Consider the following 20,588-nt stretch of genomic DNA (forward strand, 5'->3'; position numbering starts at 1 on the left):
CGTGTTCCGCAAACAATTACTTTACATCACCAGCGACACCCTGTACGCCTACGACTGGAACCACGGCGTGCTGGGCCCAGGTCAGGCCTTCCCCGCCAGCGCGGCCGGGCTGGACGGTTTCGCCGCGTGGCTGGAAGATCCGCAGGCACAGCGGCAAGACGTGCCCGCCTACCTGCTGACGGACTTGATCGAGGAAGATTTCCAGCGCCATCTGCTGCCCCACGTGCGTGGCAAGGCGGGCCGTGCCCTGCTCGAGCGGCGCAAGCAGCAATTGCACCGTGACACGCCCTACCGGGGCAGCACCCTGCTGGGCCGCGAAAGCACGGGCCGCCACGATGACCAGGTACTGTTTTTCGCCCTGACCAACCCAAGCTTGCTGCAGCCGTGGACGGAGGCGCTCGAGCACTTGCGCGTGCCCGTGGCCGGCATCTATTCGACCAGCCTGCTCAGTATCGCGCTGGTAAAAAAGCTGTCGATCGCGCACGAACACCTGCTGCTGGTGACGCAGCAGTCGGGCGGCTTGCGGCAAAGTTATTATGAAAAAGGCCAGCTGCGCTTTTCGCGCCAGACGGCCACCATCGCGCTCGACGGCGTGGCCGTGAATATCGCGCTGGAAACGGAAAAAACGCGGCAATTTCTCACCAGCACACGCATGCTGGCGCGCGGCGACGTCTTGAATACCGTCATCCTGGCGCCGGCCGCGCAGATCGCCAAGCTCGAATTATTGTGCGACAACGGCGTGGAAGTGGCTTACCACTTCATCGACCTGCAACTGGCCGCCGGGCGGGTCGGCTTGCGCCAGACGCCGACGCTGGCCGACGAATTGCTGCTGACCTTGCTGGGCAAGCATCCGCCATCCAGCCACTATCCGCCCGGCGCGCTGGCCCGCTACTACCACTTCCAGCGCGCGCGCAAGACGCTGTATGGCGCCAGCGCGCTGATCGGCGCGTCAGCAGCCCTGTGGTGCGTGATCAATCTGCTTGGCGGCATAGCCGACGGAGCCGGCACGCAGCGCCTGGCGCAGGAAACGGCGTCCTACCAGGAACGCTACCGCAGCGTCATGTCGACGCAGCCGCCGGCGCCGGCCAAGACGCAGAACATGAAAGTGGCCGTGACCCTGGGCCAGATGATCGCCAGCCAGGCGCCGGAACCGGGCCGCCTGCTGGGCATGCTGAGCGCCGCGCTGGACCAGGCGCCGCAGGTTGCGCTCGGCCAGCTGCACTGGCATGCGGGCGGGGCGCCCGCGCGCGCGGCCGGCGGCCAGCCACCGCAGCAGCAGGCTGCGAGTTCGCCGCCCGGCAGCGCCATGGCCGGCATTCCGGTCGCGCCGCCACAGGCGCTGCGCCTGGAAGCGGACGTGGCCATGCCGAACAATGACTACCGCGCCGCGCTGGCCGCCATCACGGCCTTCGCGCAAACCCTGGCGCGCCAGCCGCGCATGCAGGTGACGATCGAGGAAACGCCGCTCGACCTGCGTCCCAGCGCGGCCCTGTCCGGCAAGAGCGCCGCGCCAGCGCCGGACAGCCAGGCCCGGTTTACCCTCTTGCTGGAGTGGCAGCCATGAGCGGCCCCGTCAAGCAGCCGCCCCTGCCCGGCATGCAGCGCGCTGCCACGCCCGCGCGCACCCTGCCCGCGTGGCTGGGCGAACTGCGCCTGGTGCGCCGCGCCCTGCTGTGCTTTGCCCTGACCTTGCTGGCCAGCGTAGTGCTGCTCAGTCTGAGCGCCGCCTACCGCACGCGCGAAGCGCAACGGCTGTACCTGGCCCAGCACACGCGCGCGGCGGCGGCGACACTGTTCAACCACGTGGAAGCGGAAAAGCAGGAAATCCGCGCCTACGAACCGCAATTCCTGGCCCTGCGCCAGCGCGGCCTGATCGGCGAAGAAAACCGCCTGGCCTGGATCGATGCCATCCGGCGCAGCCAGGAACAGCGCAAACTGCTGCCGATCAGCTATGACATCAGTCCGCAGCAAGCGCTGAAGGTGCCGCTGCCCATGGAGATGGGGCAATATCATTTACACGGCAGCCGCATGCGCCTGCAGATGGATTTGCTGCATGAGATGGATTTGCTGAACCTGTTTGACGATTTGCGCCAGGCCGGCTATTTCGCCGTACAGGATTGCACGCTCAAGCGCCACGGAGCGGCCGGCAGCCAGGCAGCGCCCGCCCTGGGCGCCGAATGCGAGCTGCTGTGGCTGACCGTCAACAGCGTGCCCGTGCAGGAGCGGCCATGAAACGCACCCTGATCCTTGGCGCGCTGCTGGCCGGCGCCGCGCTCACTGTCCATGCACAGGCACAGCAGCTGGGGCGTGTGTTCCTGTCGCCCGAGCAACGCACCCAGCTCGACGCGCAGCGCTACGGGCCGCCGCCAGCCGATCCCGCCCTGGCTGCGGCGGCGCCACCACCACCGCCGCCACCGCCCGCCCCGCCCGTGGAATTGAATGGCGTGGTGCAGCGCAGCAGCGGCCACTCCACCGTCTGGCTGAACCAGGAAGTGCAGAACGAACCGCACAATCGCCTTGCCCACGGCAAGCCCGGCACATTGACCCTGCGCCTGTCGAACGGCCAGGTGGTGCTGCTCAAACCCGGCCAGCGCTACGATCCGGCCAGCGGCACGGTCACCGAGGTGCAGGAGACGCCGCCATGACGCCACGCCACCCTCGTTGCCAACCTCGTCGCCAGCGCGGCGCCGCCCTGTTGCTGCTGGTGGCCGTGCTGGGCCTGGGCGCGGCCAGCCTGCTGATCAGCGCCTTCGGCCGCGGCACGGGCGAGGCCGAACGCCAGCAGCGCACCCTGGCCACCCTGGCGCAAGCGCGCGAAGCCTTGCTGGGTTTTGCCGCCACGCAAGGCCGGCTGCCACGTCCGGCCGCCTCCGCCCTCGACGGGCGCGAACGGGCAGCCGACTGTGCCGACGATGCCGCATGCAGCGGCTTTTTGCCGTGGGTCGCGCTGGGCGTGGACGGTGTTGATGCCTGGGGCAAGCTGCTGCGCTACAGCGTCACGCCGGAAATGGCGCGCGCGCCCATCGTCTCGTTTTCCGCTGTCGCCAACAGGGTCGTGCTCGAACGCGGCGCGCGCGGCGAATTCGCCTTCGTGGCGGGCCAGGCACAATGCAACGTCAGCGCCCAATGCCTGCCCGTCGTACTGTTCTCGCAAGGCAAGGAGCATCACGGCACGTCCGCCAGCGGCGTGACGCAGATCAATACGGCGCGCGGCAATATCGACGAAGCGGCCAACGACAGCGACAGCCGCAGTTTCATTGCCCGCCCCGCCACCGGCAATGCCGCGCTGCCCGGCGGCGCCTTCGACGACATGCTGACCTGGATTACCTTGCCCGCCCTGTACCAACGCATGCGCGCCGCGCGCAACCTGCCATGAGCGTCCGCCATGCGCGCCGCCAAAGCGGCTTTTCCCTGATCGAGATCGCCATCGTGCTCGTCATCGTCGGCCTGATGATAGGCGGCCTGGTCACGCCATTGACGGTGCAGCTGGAGCAGCGCAAGGTGGCCGAGACGCAACTGGCACTGAATGAGGCGAAGGAAGCGCTGACGGGCTACGCGCTGCGCTACGGCTACCTGCCGTGCCCCGCCGCCTCCGCCATGAGTGGCCTGGAAGACCGGCGCGGCACGCGCTGCACGGGCGAAAAACGCGCCGGGTTCCTGCCATGGGCCACCCTGGGGCTGCGCCAGGGCGACAGCTGGAACCATCTGTTCCGCTACAGCGTGACGCCGGCCTTCAGCGACAGCGGCCAGCTTTTCAATCTGACCACACCGCGCGACATCAGCATCGTCACGCGCAATGGCGGCGCCCTGCTGCAGGCGACGGCCTTGAACGACATCCCCGCCATGATCATGTCGCATGGCAAGAACGGTTTTGGCGCCACGGGCGTGCAGGGCCAGCGCCAGGCTGTGCCTTTCGGCAACAATGTCGACGAGCGCAACAATGCATCGAACGCCACCACCTTCATCAGCCGCGCCGCCAGCGGCCCGCAGCAGCCGGGCGGCGAGTTCGACGATCTCGTCGCCTGGGTGTCGCCGAACATCCTGTTCAACCGCATGGTGGCGGCGCAAAGGCTGCCCCGCTGATGCCGATGCTCTTGCCCGCCCTCACCATCGCCCGCTACACGCTGCTCGAAGCGCTGCGCAGCCGCCTGCCGTGGCTGTTCCTGCTGGCCGCCTGCGGCGCCGCCGCCCTGGCCGGCTTCCTGCAGCAACTGGCGCTGACGGAAAGCGGCGCCGTGCAGGCGGCCCTGCTGGCGGCCACCCTGCGCCTGGCCAGCATTTTCCTGCTGGCCACTTTCATTATTACCAGCATGGCGCGCGAAGCGGCCGACCGGGGCCTGGAATTGCTGCTCGCGCTACCCATGCCGCGCGCCGCCTACCTGCTGGGCAAGCTGCTGGGCTACGGAGCGCTGGCGGCCGTACCCGCCATACTCTTCGGCATGTTGATGGCGCTGTTCGCCGCGCCCGGGCAATGCGCGCTGTGGGCGCTGTCGCTGCTGGGCGAACTGTGGATCGTCGCCGCCTTCAGCCTGCTGTGCGCGGCCAGCCTGCAGCAGGCCCTGCCTGCGCTGGCCGCCACCGGCGGCTTCTATCTGCTGGCGCGCATGCTGGGCAGCCTGCAACTGCTGGCCCACGGCCCGCAAGCGGGCGACTCCTGGCCGCAGCGCGCCATGACCGGCGCCATCGATGTGCTGGCCCTGTTGCTGCCCCGCCTCGACGCCTTTACACGCACGGAGTGGCTGCTGTACGCGACGGGCGACTGGCAAGCCCTGGCCAATGTAGCGGCGCAAACCTGTATTTATGTGGCCTTGCTGGCCAGCTGCGCGCTGTGCGACTTTTACCGCAGGAACATCTGATGGCGGCGACCACCCAGCGTCCCTGGTCCAAGGTGCCGCGCCCCCTGTGCTGGCTGCTGGCGGCATGCCTGCTGCTGCAGCTGGGCTGGCGCCTGGCGCAGCAGCATGCTCCCGCCCAGGCGCGTCCGCTGCCCGCCGCGCCGCCGGATGGCGTGGCGCGCCTGGCCAGCCTGGGCGAGCCGCTGGCCATGGCTAAGGCCATGCTGCTGTACCTGCAGTCGTTCGAAGACCAGGCCGGCGTCAGCCTGCCATGGCGCGAACTCGACTATGACCGCCTGGCCGGCTGGCTGGAGACGGCGCAAACGCTCGATCCGCGCAGCCGGTATGCGCTGGTGGCCGCCAGCGAAGTGTATGCCGGGGTAGCCGACCCGCAGCGCGCGCGGCGCATGCTCAATTTTGTCGCCGCCAGCTTTGCGGCCGACCCGCAGCACCGCTGGCCCGCCATGGCGCAGGCGGTGCTGGTGGCAAAACACCAGTTGCACGATTTGCCGCTGGCGCTCGGCTATGCGCGCGCGCTGCGCCAGCAGGCGACGGGGCCGCATGTGCCGGCGTGGGTGCGCGAAATGGAAGCGTTCATCCTGGAAGACATGGACCAGCTCGACGGCGCCCGCCTGGTGATCGGCGGCCTGATCGCCAGCGGCCAGATCAGCGACCCGCACGAACTGGCCTTCCTCGCGCGTCGGCTCGACGAGCTTGCCAAAAAGAAAGCAAGGGCGGCGCCATGAGCCGCTGTCCGAAAGGCCATGCGCATCCGGCATCAATTGCAGTAAACTGCCATCTCAAGCTGTCGTACTTTTTTTTCAAGGAAACCCCATGCCCCCACGCCGCCAGCACGGCTTTACGCTCGTAGAAATCGCCATCGTCCTGGTCATCATCGGCTTGCTGCTCGGTGGCGTGCTCAAGGGGCAAGGCTTGATCGACAGCGCCAAGGTGAAAAACATCATCCAGCAATCGAATGCGCTGACGGCCGCCGTCAACGCCTACCAGGACAAGTTCCGCGCCCTGCCCGGCGACGATATCCAGGGCACCGTGCACGTGCCCAATTCGGCCGGCAATGGCAATGGCGACGGCCAGATCGGCGATGGCCAGCCGCGCGAATTCACTCTCGCGCCGCAGCACCTGGCGCTGGGCGGCTTCATTACCGGCTCGTTCAACGGCACTTCGCAATTCATGACCAGCGCCCAGGGCGGCGCCGTCTACCTGTACAACGACGAAGTGGGCGGCCGCGCCGGCAACGGCATCCGCTTCGACAACCTGCCGGAGAGCTACGCGGAGCAGATCGACAGCAAACTCGACGATGGCGTGGCCAGCACGGGCAGCGTCCGGGCGAACATGCCCTACGGTAATGCCGGTGCTATCATTCCCCGCACCGCCGTCTTTTTCTGAGCCTCCAGTCACTATCAAAGGAATACCATGTCACTGCACCGCAAACTCATCGTTTCCCTGGCCGCCGCCTGCGCCTTGCTGGCCGGTGGCGCGCAAGCCCAATACGTGGGACCGACGACCGGCCCGGCCGCGCCCGGCAATGTGGCGGCCATCCTGAAAAATCCCGTCGACGACCAAGCCGTCGTGCTGCGCGGCCATTTGCTGCGCAAAGTGGGCAACGAGAAATACACCTTCTCCGATGGTACGGCGGAAATCCGCGTGGACATCGACGACAAGGTCTTCATGAACCGCAAGATCGATGCCAAGACCCGGGTGGAAATCCGCGGTGAAGTGGAAAAAGACTTCATGGAAAGCCCGGAAATCGATGTCGACGTGCTGACCCTGGTCCAGTAAGCCGCCTTGCCATCCCGCCGCCACGGCGGGATGGGCATTACCCCTCTTCTGTATGCCTTGCGCAACCTTTTTTCCATGCCGGAAACTAGGCTTGTCAGAACAATCAAATTCGTCTAGCATCTTTTCATTCAACGTCAGCCAGCGCCAGCGTGAGCCTGCCTGTCGATTCATCCATTCTGGGAGCTTTCCGGGTGCAAGATTTGCCTTCGATACGCTCAAGAATTTCATGGCTGGTGCTCGCCTGGGTCATTCCGACGGCGCTGGTATTTCTGCTGCTCGTGGCGCAAAGCTACACGCGTGAACGCGACCATGTCGTCAGCGAAACGGCGCAGGCGGCACGGGCTGTCGCGGCAGCCGTCGAACGCGACCTGAACGGCGCCCAGATGGCCGCGCGCATCCTGGCCGATTCGCCCGCCCTGCAAGCCGGCGACATCGGCGCCCTGCGGGCCATGGCCGCCAGCCTGCTGCAGCCGGGCATGGCCGTCAGCGGCTTCATCGTCTCCGACGCCAAGGGCCGCCAGCTGATCAATACGGCCCTGCCCGCCAGCCAGGCGCCGCCGCCCTTGCCGCAAAAATGGGCTGCCAGCATGGAGCGCACGCGCGACTACGGCAAGCCGCGGCTGACCAGCCTGGCCAAGACGCCGGACAGCATGCCGCAGCTGGCCCTGAATCTGCCGCTGCCGCGCAACGAGGGAAGCGCCTACGTGCTGACAGCCCTGTACCCGTCCGACTACCTGTCCGTGCTGCTGCGCGAGCTGCACTTGCCAGCCTACCTGGGCGCTGCCATCATCAATGCCGATGGCATCAACGTGGCGCGTACCCTGGCGCCGCAGCGCTATGTGGGCCAGCGCACTGCGGCGCCCCTGCTGGAACAGATAAGCCAGGCGCGCGAAGGCGTGCTGCGCCATGCCACGCTGGAAGGCATCGATGTGTATACGGGCTTTCGCCGCGCCCCGGACGCCGCCTGGACGGTGGCCGTCACCATGCGCACCAGCACGGTGGCAGAAGCACTGCTGCGCTCGGTAGTCACGGGATCCGTCATCCTGGCGCTGCTGCTGGCCGCCGGCTTTGCCCTGGCCTGGCGCGTGGGTGGCCGCCTGGCCCGCACCCTGCAGGAACTGACGCAGCAGATCCACGCGCTGGCGCAAGGCAAACCCTTGCTTTCGAACAAGCACACGGACCGCGAATCGGCCGACATGGCCAGCGCCCTGGGCGCGCTGGAGCGCGACCTGCGGCGCCACCGCACGCAACTGGAAAGCCTGGTGGCCGAACGCACGCTGGCCCTGGAAAAATCCACGCGGCTGCTGGAAACCGTGTACGCGACGGCGCCGATCGGCATGCTGTTCGTGGACCTGGACTTGCGCATCGTCATGATCAACCACTACCTGGCCGCCATCAACGGCGCCAGCGTGGCGCAGCACCTGGGCCGCCCCGTGGGCGCCATGCTGTTCGACGACGCCGTGCGCGCGGAGGTGGAACGTTGCGTGCGCCAGGTGCTGGAGACGGGACAGCCCATTGTCGACATCGAATTGAAAGGCCATAGCGGCCAGCAGCGCGAGCAGCTGAGTCACTGGATCGTCTCGTATCACCCGATTTTCGGCCCGGAACAGCAGTTGCTGGGCGTATCGGGCCTGTGGCTGGACATTACCGAGCGCAAGCGCAGCGAAGCGGAATTTCGCCGTTCAAAACACCTGTTTGGCACCATCATCGAAAACATCCCGGCCATGGTCTTCGTCAAGCGCGCCGACAAGCTGAGCTTTGAAATGATCAACCGCCACGCGGAGCTGACGCTGGGACGCTCGCGCGAGCAATTGCTGGGCAAGACGGACCACGATTTCTTCCCGCCGCAGCAGGCGTCCGCCTTCGTCAGCGCCGACCGCAAGCTGCTGGCCACGGGGCAGATGGTGGAAATCGAACAGGAAGCGATCAATACGGCCGATGGCACGACGCGCCACTTCACCACGCGCAAGGTGGTCTTGCGCGACGATGCCGGGCGCGCCAGCCATGTGCTGGGGGTGTCGATCGATATCACGGAACGCAAGCGCGCCACCGAGGTGCTGCACGCCGCCACCTGGCGCCTGGAACAGAATGAGCGCTTCATCCGCACCGTCACCGACAACCTGCCCGGCATGGTATCGTACTGGGGCGCCGATTTGCGTTGCCTATTTGCAAATAAATTCTACAACGAATGGTTTGGCCGCAGCAGCGCCGAGCTGGCCGGCATCCACATGAGCGAATTGCTGGGGCAGGAACTGTTCGACGTGTATGCACCCCACGTCGAGGGCGTGCTGGCGGGCCGGCCGCAAAGCTTCGAGCGCGACCTGCTCGATCCCGGCGGCCAGGTATGCCACACGTGGACCAATTACATCCCCGATTTCGACGACAGCGGCCGCGTGCGGGGCTTCTTCGTGCTGGCCTCGGACGTCTCCGAACTCAAGCGCACGGAATTGCGCCTGCACGAACTCAATGAACAGATGGTGCGCGCGCGCGACAAGGCCGAGGCGGCCAGCATCGCGAAGAGCGAATTCGTCGCCAACATGAGCCATGAAATCCGCACGCCGATGAACGCCATCATCGGCCTGGCGCGGCTGCTGGAAGAGTCGCCGCTGGAACGGCGCGAGCGCAGCTATGTCGGCAAGATCCAGATGGCCACGCAATCACTGCTCAATATCGTCAACGACGTGCTCGATTTTTCCAAGATCGAGGCGGGGCAGATGGTGCTGGAACAGCGCCGTTTCCAGCTCGAACGCATGCTCGACAGCGTAGGCGTCTTGCTGGCCAGCAGCGCCTGGGCGCGCGGCGTGGAACCCGTCTTCGTGCTCGCCCCCGGTGTGCCGGACGAACTGATCGGCGACGCCCTGCGCGTGGAACAGATACTCATCAACCTGGTGGGCAACGCCGTCAAGTTCACCTCGCATGGCGAAGTGGTGCTGGCCATCGGCAAGGTGGCCGAGGATGCTGCCAGCGCCACCCTCGAGTTTTCCGTGCGCGACACGGGCATCGGCATAGGCGCGGCCGAACAGGAACGCATCTTCGACGCGTTTTCCCAGGGCGACAGCGGCACCAGCCGCAAATACGGCGGCACGGGACTGGGGCTGGCCATCTGCCGGCGCATGGTGGAATTGATGGGAGGCACCCTCAGCGTGACAAGCGCGCTGGGCAAGGGCTCCGACTTCCGCTTCAGCTGCCGCTTCGACAAGGTGGCGCCGCCGCCCGAGCCGCCCGGCAAGGGCATGCCCAAGGCCCTGTCGCTGCTGATCATCGACGACAACGCCAGCGTGCGCGCCATGCTGGAAGACTGGTGCGCGGCGCAGGGCTGGCACAGCCGCAGCGCCGACAGCGGCGCGGCCGGCCTGGCGCTGCTGCGCGCCCACGCCAGCGGCGGGCCGGCGCACGATCTTGTGTTGCTCGACGCGGCCATGCCCGGCATGGATGGCATTTCCATGCTCACCGAGGCGCGCGCCGATGCGCTCCTGGCGCTGCCGCCCGTGATCATGCTGGTGGCCGACCAGGATAGCGAAAACCTCGAACGCCTGGCCGACAGCCTGATGCTGGCCGGCATCGTCTCGAAGCCGGCCACCCCGGCGCGCCTGCTGGCGGCCGTGACGGCCGTGCGCGAAGGCCGCAGCTCCCCTTCCGCGCTGCCCGTGTCCACGCCCTTGTCGGGTTTGCTCACAGGCATGCGCGTGCTGCTGGTGGAAGACAATGAAATCAACCAGGAAGTGGCGCAGTACATTTTGCTGCACTCGGGCGCGCGCGTGGCCGTGGCCGCCAACGGCCGGCTGGCCGTCGACTTGCTCACCAGCACGCCGGACGCCTGGGACGTGGTGCTGATGGATTTGCAGATGCCCGTCATGAATGGCTACGACGCTACCCTGGCCATCCGCGCCCTGGGCTTGCCGGACTTGCCCATCATCGCCATGACGGCCAATGCCATGGACGAAGACCGTCTGCGCGCCATCGCCAGCGGCATGAACGCGCATGTGGCCAAGCCCATCGATGTCGACGAAATGATCCAGACCCTGACCCGGCTGGTGCGCGCGCCCCTGAGCAGCGGCGACGGCGCTGCCCAGACAGGCAATGCCGCCACGCAGACGCTGGACCTGCCGGCCGCGGTGCCCGGCATCGACCTGGCGGCGGCCCTGCACCGTTTCGGCGGCGACTACGGCGCCTTCCTGGCCCTGCTCAAGCGCTTTGAAAATTCGCAAGGCGACGCCGTCGAGGAAACCCGGCGCCTGCTGGCCGCTGGCCAGGCGCCGCAGGCGGCGCAACTGCTGCACCGCGTCTGCGGCGTGGCGGCCAACCTGGGCGCCACGCAGATCGCCAGCCTGGCCGCCGAGACGGAAAAAACGCTGAAAACGGGGCGATCGCACGCCACGGCCGCCTTGCTGGGCCGCCTGGAACAGGCGATGGCCGAAGTCATCGAAGCGGCGCGCACCCTGCCCTCACCCCTGCGGCGCAGCCAGCCGGCAGCGACCGCGCCCGGCAGCGGGCCGCTCGACCTGCACGCCGGCCTGGCCGAACTGCTGGTCTTGATCCGCAACAACAACTTGAAAGCGCTGGCGCAATTCCACGCCCTGCACCCCGCCATACAACAGTCAGACCGGGAAGCGGCACTGGCGATGGCACATGCGATTGAAACGCTGAATTTTGCCGAGGCGGAAAAACTCGTGCTCGATCAGCTGAAACGAGAGGAAAACAAGTGAGCTGGACCAACCTTGCCATGAACGGGCGCATCCTCATCGTCGATGACGCCATGGAAAACATCCAGATCCTGCACCAGCTGCTGCGCGAGGAACACGACGTGCTGTTCGCCCTGAGCGGTGAAAAGGCGCTGGAAATTGCGCATAATCAACAGCCGGACCTGATCCTGCTCGACGCCGTCATGCCCGGCATGGACGGTTATGCCGTCTGCAGCGCGCTGCGCGAATCGGCGCTACTGAGCGCCATTCCCGTCATCTTCGTCACGGCCCTGAACCAGCCCGAAGACGAGACGCGGGCGCTGGAAGCGGGCGCCGTCGATTTCATCACGAAACCGTTCAACGCGGCCGTCGTGCGTGCCCGCGTGCGCAGCCAGCTGACCATCAAGCGGCAGGCCGACGCCATGCGCGAACTGTCGCTGACGGACTCGCTGACAGGCGTGGCCAACCGGCGCAGCTTCAACGACACGATGGACAGCGAATGGCGGCGCTGCGCGCGCGACGGCGTGCCGATGGCCATCATCATGGCCGATATCGACCACTTCAAGGATTACAACGATACGTATGGCCACCAGGCGGGCGACCTGTGCCTGCAGCAGGTGAGCGCCGCCCTGCGCCGCTGCGCCGTGCGCCCGCCCGACCTGCTGGCGCGCTACGGCGGCGAGGAATTCATCATCCTGCTGCCGCAGGAAACGCGCGACGGGGCAGAAGTGGTGGCACAGCGCATCCTCGACGAGGTGCGCGCGCTGCAAATTCCCCACGCCAGATCAGGCGTCGGCCCGCACGTCACCGTCAGCCTGGGCATGGCCAGCGTCATGCCCACGGAAGGCATGGATCCCAGCGCCCTGATCCGCGCCGCGGACGCCCTGCTGTACCGCGCCAAGCATACGGGACGGGACAGGTATTGCGCGTCGGAGGGGAGTGATCAGGGATAGCAGCGCATCAAAAACTCCGCCACGCACACGGGTTTCGTGTCGCCTTCCCGCTCCATGGTGACGGCCCAGTTTACTTGCGCCCCTTCCGGCAAGTCGTCGACGGAGAGGATGTCGAGCCGCGCGCGCAGGCGGCTGTTCACGGGCACGGGACCGGGAAAGCGCACTTTATTCAGGCCATAGTTGATGGCCATGCGGATGCCGGCCATGTGCAAGGCGCCCTGCAACATGGCCGGCAAGAGTGACAGGGTCAGGAAGCCGTGCGCCACGGTGCAGCCATACGGCGACTCGCGCGCGCAGCGTTCCGCGTCCACGTGTATCCACTGATGATCGTCCGTGGCGTCGGCAAAGGTGTCGATGCGCTGCTGGGTGATGGTCAGCCAGTCGGAAACGGCCACGTGCTGCCCCGCCAGGGCCTGGAAACCGGCAATGCCGGCGATATCACGCATGATTTTCTCCTGCGGGACGGCGGCCGAACATGCCCATGCCTTCGACGGTGGTCACCACTTCGCCATGCTGGTTGCGCACGCTCCACACGGAAATGACGATGCCGCGGTCCGGCTTCGACGTGGATGGACGCACTTCCTTGACCTGGTAGGTCAGCTGCAGGGTGTCGCCCGCGCGCACGGGTTTGAGCCAGCGGATGCTGTCCAGGCCGGGCGAACCCATGCTGGACGAATGCTTGAGCAGGTTATCCACCACCAGGCGCATCATCATGCCGCAGGTGTGCCAGCCGCTGGCGATGACGCCCTTGAAGATGGTCTTTTCGGCGGCCGCATGGTCGACGTGAAACGGCTGCGGATCGAAATCCGTGGCGAAGGCGATGATTTCTTTTTCCGTCACATGGCGCTGGCCCAGGTCGATTTCCAGGCCTTGCGTAAAGTCTTCGAAATACCAGTGTTTCGGTGCGATAGCAGTCGATGCGGTCATGCGGTCTCCGTCGGCAAGAAGCCCGGCTGGGCGATAAAGCGCTCGATATGGTGCTCCACGTCGCCCAGGGTCAGGGCGATCATGGAGAGGCGCTTGAAATGGTGGGCGGCGGGCAATTCGTCCGTGACGCCCATGCCGCCATGCAATTGCACGGCTTGCTGGCCGACAAAGGTGGCGGCCAGCCCTATCCGCGCCTTGGCGGCCGAGACCGTGCGTCGCCGCTCGGACGCATCCTCGCTGTCGACCTTGGCGGCAGCCAGCATGGCCATCGAACGCGCCTGCTCCAGATGGATGAACATGTCGGCCATGCGGTGCTGCAAGGCCTGGAACTTGCCGATCGGCGCGCCGAACTGCTGGCGCGTCTTCAGGTAGTCCAGAGTGGCGGCGAAGATGGCGTCCATGGCGCCCACGGCTTCCGCGCACAGCAAGGCGGCGCCATAGTCGAGCGCCGCGTCCAGCACGGCCCAGCCCTGCCCCGCCTGGCCGATCAGGGCCGCGTGGCCCAGCACCACTTGCACGAGGGTGACGGTGGCGGCCCGCTGGCCGTCGATGGTGCGGTAGTCGCGCACGGAAACGCCCGGCGCGTCGGCGGGCACGAGGAACAGCGAAATGCCATCCGTGTCCATCTGGCTGCCACTGCTGCGCGCCGAGACGATCAGCGCGCCGGCCTGTGCTCCATGGATGACGACGCTTTTCTCGCCGTCGAGCACGAAGCCGTCGCCGCTGGCGGTTGCCGTGGTGGCGATATCATGCATATCGTGGCGCGACTGCCGTTCGCCCAGCGCGCAAGCCAGTTTCAGGCTGCCGCTGGCAACCTGCTCCAGCACGGCATCGTGGCCACCGGCCAGGGTCAAAAAGCGCGCACCCAGCACGGTGGCCAGGTAGGGCTCGACCACCAGGCCGCGGCCCAGTTCCTGCATCACCAGCAGCATGTCGACGGCCGTGCCGTCGAAGCCGCCCGCGCCGGCCGGCAGCGGCAAGGCCGTCATGCCCAGCTCGGCCAAGGTGGCCCAGGCGGCATCGGACGTGCCCGTGGCGGAATGGATGATCTTTTGCCGCGTTTCAAAGCGGTAATCCTTGTCGACCCAGCGCCTGAGCGCGTCGGCAAATTGCTGCTGTTCCTGATTAAAATGAAAGTCCATGTCGTCTCCTTCTGGCTTACAGGCCCAGGATCATCTGCGTGATGATGTTTTTCTGGATTTCATTCGAGCCGCCATAGATCGATGTCTTGCGGTAATTGAAGTAGTACGCGGCCAGCGGCGCGGCCAGGTCGTCGCCGCCAGCGCCATGCGGCGCGCTGCCGTCAAGGAATGCCGGGTCGAACGGCAAGGCTTGCGGGCCGATGGCTTCGACCATCAGTTCCGTCAGTTGTTGCTGCAGTTCCGAACCGCGCACCTTCAGCATCGATGCCTGCGGCCCCGGTCCCTTGCCTTCTTCGCTGATGACGCGCAAGACCGTCATTTCCAGCGCCATCAATTCGATTTCCAGGGTAGCCACCTTGGCCGCAAAGGCGGCATCGTGCAGCAGCGGGGCGCCGCGCTTGCTCTGCTGCATGGCCAGCTGCTTGAGAAAAGTCAGCTCGCGCTTGGAGCGGCCCACGGCGGCGATGCCCGTGCGCTCGTGCCCCAGCAGATACTTGGCGTAGGTCCAGCCCTTGTTTTCCTGGCCAACCAGGTTGCTGACGGGCACGCGCACGTTGTCGAAGAAGACTTCATTCACTTCATGTTCTTCATCGAGCATGATGATGGGGCGCACGGTGATGCCCGGCGTTTTCATGTCGATCAGCAAGAAACTGATGCCTTCCTGCTTGCGCACCGTGCTATCCGTGCGCACCAGGCAAAAGATCATATCCGCGTGCTGGCCCAGCGTCGTCCAGGTTTTCTGGCCATTCACGATGTAGTGGTCGCCATCGCGCTGGGCCGTGGTTTTCAGGGAAGCGAGGTCGGACCCGGCGCCCGGCTCCGAATAACCCTGGCACCACCAGTCGTCGCAGTTCAGGATGCGCGGCAGATAGTATGCTTTTTGCTCGGCGTTGGCGAAGGCCATGATGACGGGCGCCACCATGTTGACGCCGAATGGCAGGATCGGCGGCGTGGCGGCGCGCGCGCACTCGTCTTCCCAGATGTGGCGCTGCACGGACGTCCAACCCGTGCCGCCATGTTCGACGGGCCAGGCCGGCGCGGCCCAGCCTTGTTGCGCGACAATCTTGTGCCAGCGCACGTAATCGTCGCGGTTCAGGCGCAGATGCTGACGCACCTTGCGCTGCAAGTCCGCCGGCAAATGGGTGTCGAGGAAGGCGCGCACCGTGTCGCGGAAGGCGCTCTCCTCGGCCGTGTAATGCAGGTCCATGTCTGTCTCCTTGTTCTTATCGGTTGCCGTGATGACTGCACGCAAGGAAGCTCAGCGCACAAAAAAGCACGACCGTTCTCAAGGATTGTACAACAGATTGGGAGGCGCGCCAGGCCTTTTACACAGGCTGGCGCGCAAGGGAAGCGGGTGGAATTGGCTGACTGCCGCCCTTGGGACCGCGTCTAGGTGTGCGACAGGATATTAATGAGCTTGCCGAAAGGGTCGCGCACGAAAAACCGCCTGACGCCCCAAGGTTCATCGGCAGGACCATATTCAATGGGAAACCCTGCCCCATGCATACGCGCCAATGCGGCATCCACGTCATCGACTTCAATGGAAAGGTCGGGCACAGCGGTATTCGAGCCGCCTTCCGTCGCGAAGCTCACTTGCACGCTCATCTCGCTTTGCGAACCATACGTCATGATCCAGCCGTGGTCCATCAACAGGCTCAGACCCAGCACGTCCTGGTAAAACGTCCGCGCCAGGCCCGGATCCGACGCCGGGAAATTTGCAACGATACGCTTGACTTGCATATTTTTCCTCCATGTCCATATAAGTCCAACCCTGCTTAATATCGCCCTCCACGTCTCCAGACGTGTCCGCTTCTGGCGTGATGGCCACTTGACGCGATTACCTGTCAAGCAACATCCCCCGTAACAGCAATTCCAATGCCGCCACTCCTTTTATCAGACGCGCATTGCCTTCCTCACCTTCTGCGATCCAGAACGCCGCTTCTGCCAGACTGCCGTAGATCATCGAAGCCAGTGCTTCTGGGCAAGCGTCGGCCACGATGCCTCGGTGAATCAGCTGCTGGATAAGCTTTTGCATCGACTCGAGGCAATGGCGCTGCGAGTCCGGTGAAGCGCCACCGAGGACCGCCCTCGCATCGCGTAAGACGATGCGCTGAATTTCCGGTTCCAGGGCCATCTCCAGATAGGCACGGCAGCGGCTGCGAAAGCCTTCCCACAAGTCTTCGGCACTGTCGGAGATGGCTTGCAGGCGGCCATCCATTTCCGCGTCGATTTGCTCCACCACCGCCAGCAGCAAGCCCTTCTTGTCGCCGAAGTGATGATACAGGGCCCCACGCGTCAGGCCTGCCTGCGCGGTAAGGTCGTCCATTGACGTGTCGGCATAACCGCGCTCGCTGAACACTTTGCGGGCCGTAGCCAGCAACGATGCTCGGGTTTCTTCCATTTCCACACGGGTGCGGCGAACCATTGCTTCCTCCTTGCATACGTAGCGCATGATTGTTTACATACAGTGCGTATGAATATATACTATTCATACGCGATGTATGTATTATCACTGCGACGTATCTCCATTGCAAGCAGGGCATGCGCCGTTTATCGAATGATCACATGAAGGATATGAACCATGAGTACGTCCGCCTGCGCTGCCGCACAACCCCGTGTCCGCCACCCGTGGCTGGCTGTCTGCGCCGTCGGCATGGCCACCTTTTCGGTCGTGACGACAGAAATGCTCCCGGTCGGCCTGCTGACGCCGATTGCTGACACCCTGGGCACCTCCACGGGAACCGCCGGCCTGATGATCTCACTGCCAGCATTGCTGGCGGCCATGTTTGCGCCGCTGGTCGTGGTCGCATCGGGCAGCCTGGACAGGCGCAAGATTCTCTGTGGTTTGCTGACACTATTGGTGCTCGCGAACATTGCCTCGGCCCTGGCGCAGAACATGGCGTGGATGCTGGCTGCCCGTGTTCTCGTCGGTTTTTGCATGGGCGGCATCTGGGCCATCGCCGGCGGCCTCGCTTCCCGCCTGGTTCCTGCGCGCTCGACCGGCCTGGCAACGTCGATCATCTTCGGTGGCGTGGCGGCCGCTTCCGTGCTGGGCGTGCCGCTAGGCGCACAAATCGGCGACGTTGCGGGATGGCGCTGGGCCTTCGGCGTCATGGCGCTGTTCAGCAGCCTGGTACTGGCGCTGCATCTGGCCGTCATTCCCGCACTGCCCGCTGCCGGTGCGGCGACCTTGCGCCAATTCGGCAAACAGCTGCGCAACAGGCAGTTGCAAGCGGGGCTGCTTCTGACCCTGTTGCTGGTGACCAGCCATTTCATGGCCTTTACCTTCGTGCGCCCGCTACTGCTGTCCATGTCGGGGTTTGATACGCAATGGCTGGGCGCGCTGCTGTTTGCCTATGGCTGCGCGGGCATCATTGGAAACTTCCTGGCCGGTGTCGTGGCGGCGCGGCGCACGGCGACTACCATCGTCGCCATCTCGGGCGGCCTGCTGCTCACGCCGCTGCTGTTCCTGGCTGTCGGCGACTCCGGCATCGGCGGCGGCGTGGTGTTGCTGGCCTGGGGACTGGCCTACGGTGGTGTATCGGTCGGCCTGATGACCTTGATGATGAAGGCGGCGCCCGGGGCCGTGGAGATCGTCGCCGCGCTGTATGTCGGTGTCTTCAATATCGGCATTGCGCTTGGGGCGTGGACCGGCGGCCAGGCCGTGGACAGGCTGGGCCTCTCAGCCAACCTGTGGCTTGCCGCAGGATGCGCCGCTGCCGCCTTGCTGCTGTCTTTTGGCATCCGCTTGGTTGACGCCGACAAGCAGCCTGGCCCTGCAAGAGACTGACTGTGGCCGCAATCAGCCGTACAGATGCAGCAGCACTTGCACGGCAACGATCTTGACGATGGTCATGCTGGGGAAAATCATCGCGTAACCGAGGTTCGGGCGGTCCGACTTGGCCAGGCGGTTGGCGAACACCAGCACGGCCGGGTTGCCCGTGGCGCCGGCCGCGATGCCCAGCAATTCAGGAAACGGCAGGCGCAGGAAGACCTTGCCCAGGATCACGACAAGGGCCACCACCACCAGCACCGTCACGGCGCCCAGCGCCAGCATGGGCAAGCCATCGGCGCCCACTTGCTGCACGAAGGGCAAGCCGGACGCCATGCCGACGGAAGCGAGGAAAATCGTCAATCCATAGTTGCGCATCACCAGGTTGGCCGACAGCGGCAAGCGCCAGCTGATCCGGCCCACCCTACCCAGGCGGCCCAGGATCAGCGCCATCACCAGCGGCCCGCCGGCCAGGCCCAGGCTGAACGAACCGATCCACGGCAAGGGGATCGGTACCAGGCCCAGCAGCACGCCCAGCACCATGCCCATGCCCAGCGAGACATAGCTGAACTCGGCCGTGGCCGTGATGGAATTGCCGAACAGCTTGCGCACATCGGCCGCATGTTTCGCCGGCGCAATGGCCATCACCCTGTCGCCGAATTCCAGGGTCAGGAACGGATGCGGCAGGATCATGGCGTCGCCGCGGCGTATGAACGCGATCTGCAGGGGGAAGTCTTTCGCCAGGTTCAGCTCGCCCAGGGGCACGCCGACGATTTCCGCGTCCGACACGAACACTTCGGTGCCATCGAACGCGCTGCGGTCCTTCATCAGCCGGCCCGGGTCCAGGTGGCCCAGCGCCGTGCGCGCCGCTTCCACCCCCGCCACCGTGCCCGACACCATCAGCGCGTCCCCGACGCCGAGCACGAGGCCAGGGTCGGGCAAGCGGTTCTGGTGCCCCTGGCGCACGCCGATCACCTGCACGCCCGCCAGGGGGCCATCGGCCAGTTCGGACAGGGCCGCACCCGCCAATTTGGCTTCATCAATGGTAATTTCGGACACGACGATGGGCGCCGGCGGCGGCGTCAGCACGGGTTTCAAGATGCGCCCCGCCAGGTACAGGCCCAGCATGGGGCCGACGACGCCGAACGGGTACGCGACGGCATAGCCGACGGCCGCGTCGCCATTGCCGTGCGACGCTTCCAGCGCCGCCTGCAAGGCAGCCGTGCTGGTCATGGCGCCGGCAAACACGCCGCTGGCCATGCGCAGAGAAATGTCAATCCACTGCCCGCCCCAGACAGACACGGCCAGGCCGCCCATGACGGCAATAAAAGCGATCAGATTGTGTTTCTGCCCCGCACCGCGCAAGCCGGCGAAAAACTGCACGCCATACTGCACGCCTATGCCATACAGGAACAGCAGCAGACCGATGGAGCCGACCATCGGCGGCGGCACGGAGCCGGGAGCAAACGCGCCCAGCGCCAGCCCCGCGAACAGCACGCCGCCCACGCCCAGAGAAAATCCGAACACGCTGATGCGCCCCAGCGCATAACCGGCGCCGATGACAAGAAACAGGGCGAGAATGGGCGTGGACTCCAGCGTGTGGCGAAATAATTGAAGCATCGGGCAACCTTGGTCTGGGGAAGGCCCAGTTTAGCATGCACAAAAGCAACACGATGGCGATGATGACAAGCAAGCGTGCGCGGGTTTGTACCTGAAAAACGGGCAAAAAAAAGCCCGCTATGGAAGCGGGCTGAATCTAATTCCTGTGAGGAAGTAGAGGAGACAGGTGAATGATGCCGCATCGCAGCATATCATTCCAATTGCATGTTGTGATGATGGAAATATGATTTATCAATATCTGCTCGCCTCCTCGCGCAGCGCCTGGCGTACGGCGGGACGCTCGCCGACGCGCTCGATCAAGCGCCTCACGTGCGGGAAGGCCGACAGATCCACCTGCGTATGCGCCGACCAGCCGAGGATGGTGTACAGATAGGCATCCGCGATGGAATAGCGCTCGCCCAGCAGATACGGCCCGCCGGCCGCCAGTTGCCGCTCGACGTAATCGAGGCGTGCGGCCAGGCGCGAGCGGGCCACGTCCTGCGCCTGCGTACCGTATTCCGGGTGGAACAGCCAGGGGCTGAACACCTTGTGCAGCTCAGTGGCAATAAACCCCAGCCACGATTGCAGCTGCACGCGTGCCAGGGAACCCGGCGGCGGCGCCAGGCCGCTGTCCGGCGACAGATCGGCCAGATATTGCACGATGGCCGTGCCCTCCAGCAAGACGGTGCCATCGTCCAGCACCAGCGCCGGCACATACAGGTTCGGATTCACTTGCGCGTAGTCGGCGCCCGTTTCCGTAACGCGTGGAATCTTGCGAATATCGACTCTTTCCAGTTCCAGCGCGATGCCCGCCTCGATGGCCACGATGTGCGGCGACAGGGAACACGTGCCCGTTGCGTAATACAGTTTCATGATTA

The 20,588-nt window shown here is 65.4% G+C and carries 20 protein-coding genes; 12 read left to right on the plus strand and 8 right to left on the minus strand.

The features are described from left to right. Window position 1 precedes the first annotated feature (1 nt). From CSQ91_RS09485 to CSQ91_RS09535, 11 genes are all read left to right on the plus strand, one after another. Entirely contained in the window at window positions 2-1,564 is a 1,563-nt protein-coding gene (locus CSQ91_RS09485; protein ID WP_070281980.1) for a hypothetical protein, read from the plus strand. Next, entirely contained in the window at window positions 1,561-2,232 is a 672-nt protein-coding gene (locus tag CSQ91_RS09490; protein WP_244517382.1) for a hypothetical protein, read from the plus strand. The genes CSQ91_RS09485 and CSQ91_RS09490 overlap by 4 nt, the downstream gene beginning before the upstream one ends. After that, window positions 2,229-2,645: a hypothetical protein gene (locus CSQ91_RS09495; protein ID WP_099388086.1), complete on the plus strand. Its 417-nt coding sequence runs from the start codon at window positions 2,229-2,231 to the stop codon at window positions 2,643-2,645. Before CSQ91_RS09490 ends, CSQ91_RS09495 begins: the two co-directional genes overlap by 4 nt. After that, window positions 2,642-3,376, plus strand: a complete 735-nt coding sequence (locus CSQ91_RS09500; protein ID WP_099388087.1) for a hypothetical protein — start codon at window positions 2,642-2,644, stop codon at window positions 3,374-3,376. Before CSQ91_RS09495 ends, CSQ91_RS09500 begins: the two co-directional genes overlap by 4 nt. Next, window positions 3,373-4,083, plus strand: a complete 711-nt coding sequence (locus CSQ91_RS09505) for a prepilin-type N-terminal cleavage/methylation domain-containing protein (RefSeq protein WP_070281979.1) — start codon at window positions 3,373-3,375, stop codon at window positions 4,081-4,083. Before CSQ91_RS09500 ends, CSQ91_RS09505 begins: the two co-directional genes overlap by 4 nt. Beyond that, window positions 4,083-4,856: an ABC transporter permease subunit gene (locus CSQ91_RS09510; RefSeq protein WP_180278386.1), complete on the plus strand. Its 774-nt coding sequence runs from the start codon at window positions 4,083-4,085 to the stop codon at window positions 4,854-4,856. The genes CSQ91_RS09505 and CSQ91_RS09510 overlap by 1 nt, the downstream gene beginning before the upstream one ends. After that, window positions 4,856-5,581, plus strand: coding sequence for a hypothetical protein (locus CSQ91_RS09515; protein WP_099388088.1), 726 nt, complete (start codon window positions 4,856-4,858; stop codon window positions 5,579-5,581). Before CSQ91_RS09510 ends, CSQ91_RS09515 begins: the two co-directional genes overlap by 1 nt. 88 nt (window positions 5,582-5,669) lie before the next feature. Then, a complete protein-coding gene (locus CSQ91_RS09520; protein ID WP_034781076.1) occupies window positions 5,670-6,242 on the plus strand; it encodes a prepilin-type N-terminal cleavage/methylation domain-containing protein in 573 nt (190 codons plus the stop codon). A 27-nt stretch (window positions 6,243-6,269) separates the two neighbouring features. Next, window positions 6,270-6,635 (plus strand): YgiW/YdeI family stress tolerance OB fold protein, encoded by a 366-nt coding sequence (locus CSQ91_RS09525; protein WP_099388089.1) that lies wholly within the window; start codon window positions 6,270-6,272, stop codon window positions 6,633-6,635. 233 nt (window positions 6,636-6,868) lie between these two features. After that, window positions 6,869-11,341, plus strand: coding sequence for a PAS domain-containing protein (locus CSQ91_RS09530; protein WP_257217273.1), 4,473 nt, complete (start codon window positions 6,869-6,871; stop codon window positions 11,339-11,341). Beyond that, the gene (locus tag CSQ91_RS09535; RefSeq protein ID WP_092605503.1) at window positions 11,338-12,270 is read left to right on the plus strand and encodes a diguanylate cyclase domain-containing protein; all 933 of its coding nucleotides are present in this window, start codon (window positions 11,338-11,340) and stop codon (window positions 12,268-12,270) included. The genes CSQ91_RS09530 and CSQ91_RS09535 overlap by 4 nt, the downstream gene beginning before the upstream one ends. Here CSQ91_RS09535 and CSQ91_RS09540 read toward each other — a convergent pair. The 6 genes from CSQ91_RS09540 to CSQ91_RS09565 form a co-directional block, all read right to left on the minus strand. Beyond that, complete coding sequence (locus CSQ91_RS09540; RefSeq protein ID WP_099388091.1) at window positions 12,261-12,716, minus strand: MaoC family dehydratase; 456 nt, start codon at window positions 12,714-12,716, stop codon at window positions 12,261-12,263. The two genes, CSQ91_RS09535 and CSQ91_RS09540, sit on opposite strands and share 10 nt — an antisense overlap. Continuing rightward, window positions 12,709-13,197 (minus strand): MaoC family dehydratase, encoded by a 489-nt coding sequence (locus CSQ91_RS09545; RefSeq protein ID WP_034781070.1) that lies wholly within the window; start codon window positions 13,195-13,197, stop codon window positions 12,709-12,711. Before CSQ91_RS09545 ends, CSQ91_RS09540 begins: the two co-directional genes overlap by 8 nt. Continuing rightward, a complete protein-coding gene (locus CSQ91_RS09550) occupies window positions 13,194-14,339 on the minus strand; it encodes an acyl-CoA dehydrogenase family protein (protein ID WP_099388092.1) in 1,146 nt (381 codons plus the stop codon). Before CSQ91_RS09550 ends, CSQ91_RS09545 begins: the two co-directional genes overlap by 4 nt. A 16-nt stretch (window positions 14,340-14,355) precedes the next feature. Further along, window positions 14,356-15,546, minus strand: a complete 1,191-nt coding sequence (locus CSQ91_RS09555) for an acyl-CoA dehydrogenase family protein (RefSeq protein WP_099388093.1) — start codon at window positions 15,544-15,546, stop codon at window positions 14,356-14,358. Between the two features lie 182 nt (window positions 15,547-15,728). Beyond that, complete coding sequence (locus CSQ91_RS09560) at window positions 15,729-16,079, minus strand: VOC family protein (protein ID WP_099388094.1); 351 nt, start codon at window positions 16,077-16,079, stop codon at window positions 15,729-15,731. A 97-nt stretch (window positions 16,080-16,176) separates the two neighbouring features. After that, window positions 16,177-16,764, minus strand: coding sequence for a TetR/AcrR family transcriptional regulator (locus CSQ91_RS09565; RefSeq protein WP_034781153.1), 588 nt, complete (start codon window positions 16,762-16,764; stop codon window positions 16,177-16,179). A gap of 156 nt (window positions 16,765-16,920) precedes the next feature. Between CSQ91_RS09565 and CSQ91_RS09570 the strand changes: the two genes are divergently transcribed. Further along, window positions 16,921-18,129, plus strand: a complete 1,209-nt coding sequence (locus tag CSQ91_RS09570; RefSeq protein WP_099388095.1) for an MFS transporter — start codon at window positions 16,921-16,923, stop codon at window positions 18,127-18,129. Between the two features lie 12 nt (window positions 18,130-18,141). On the opposite strand, the gene CSQ91_RS09575 is transcribed toward CSQ91_RS09570, so the two are convergent. Both CSQ91_RS09575 and gstA read right to left on the minus strand, forming a co-directional pair. After that, window positions 18,142-19,731 carry an aspartate:alanine exchanger family transporter gene (locus CSQ91_RS09575; RefSeq protein ID WP_099388096.1) on the minus strand — a complete coding sequence of 530 codons (1,590 nt, stop codon included), beginning with the start codon at window positions 19,729-19,731 and terminating at the stop codon, window positions 18,142-18,144. Between the two features lie 231 nt (window positions 19,732-19,962). Beyond that, window positions 19,963-20,583, minus strand: a complete 621-nt coding sequence (gene gstA, locus CSQ91_RS09580; RefSeq protein ID WP_099388097.1) for a glutathione transferase GstA — start codon at window positions 20,581-20,583, stop codon at window positions 19,963-19,965. Window positions 20,584-20,588 lie beyond the last annotated feature (5 nt).

The sequence above is a fragment of the Janthinobacterium sp. BJB301 genome, assembly GCF_002735685.1.
GTDB lineage: Bacteria > Pseudomonadota > Gammaproteobacteria > Burkholderiales > Burkholderiaceae_D > Janthinobacterium > Janthinobacterium lividum.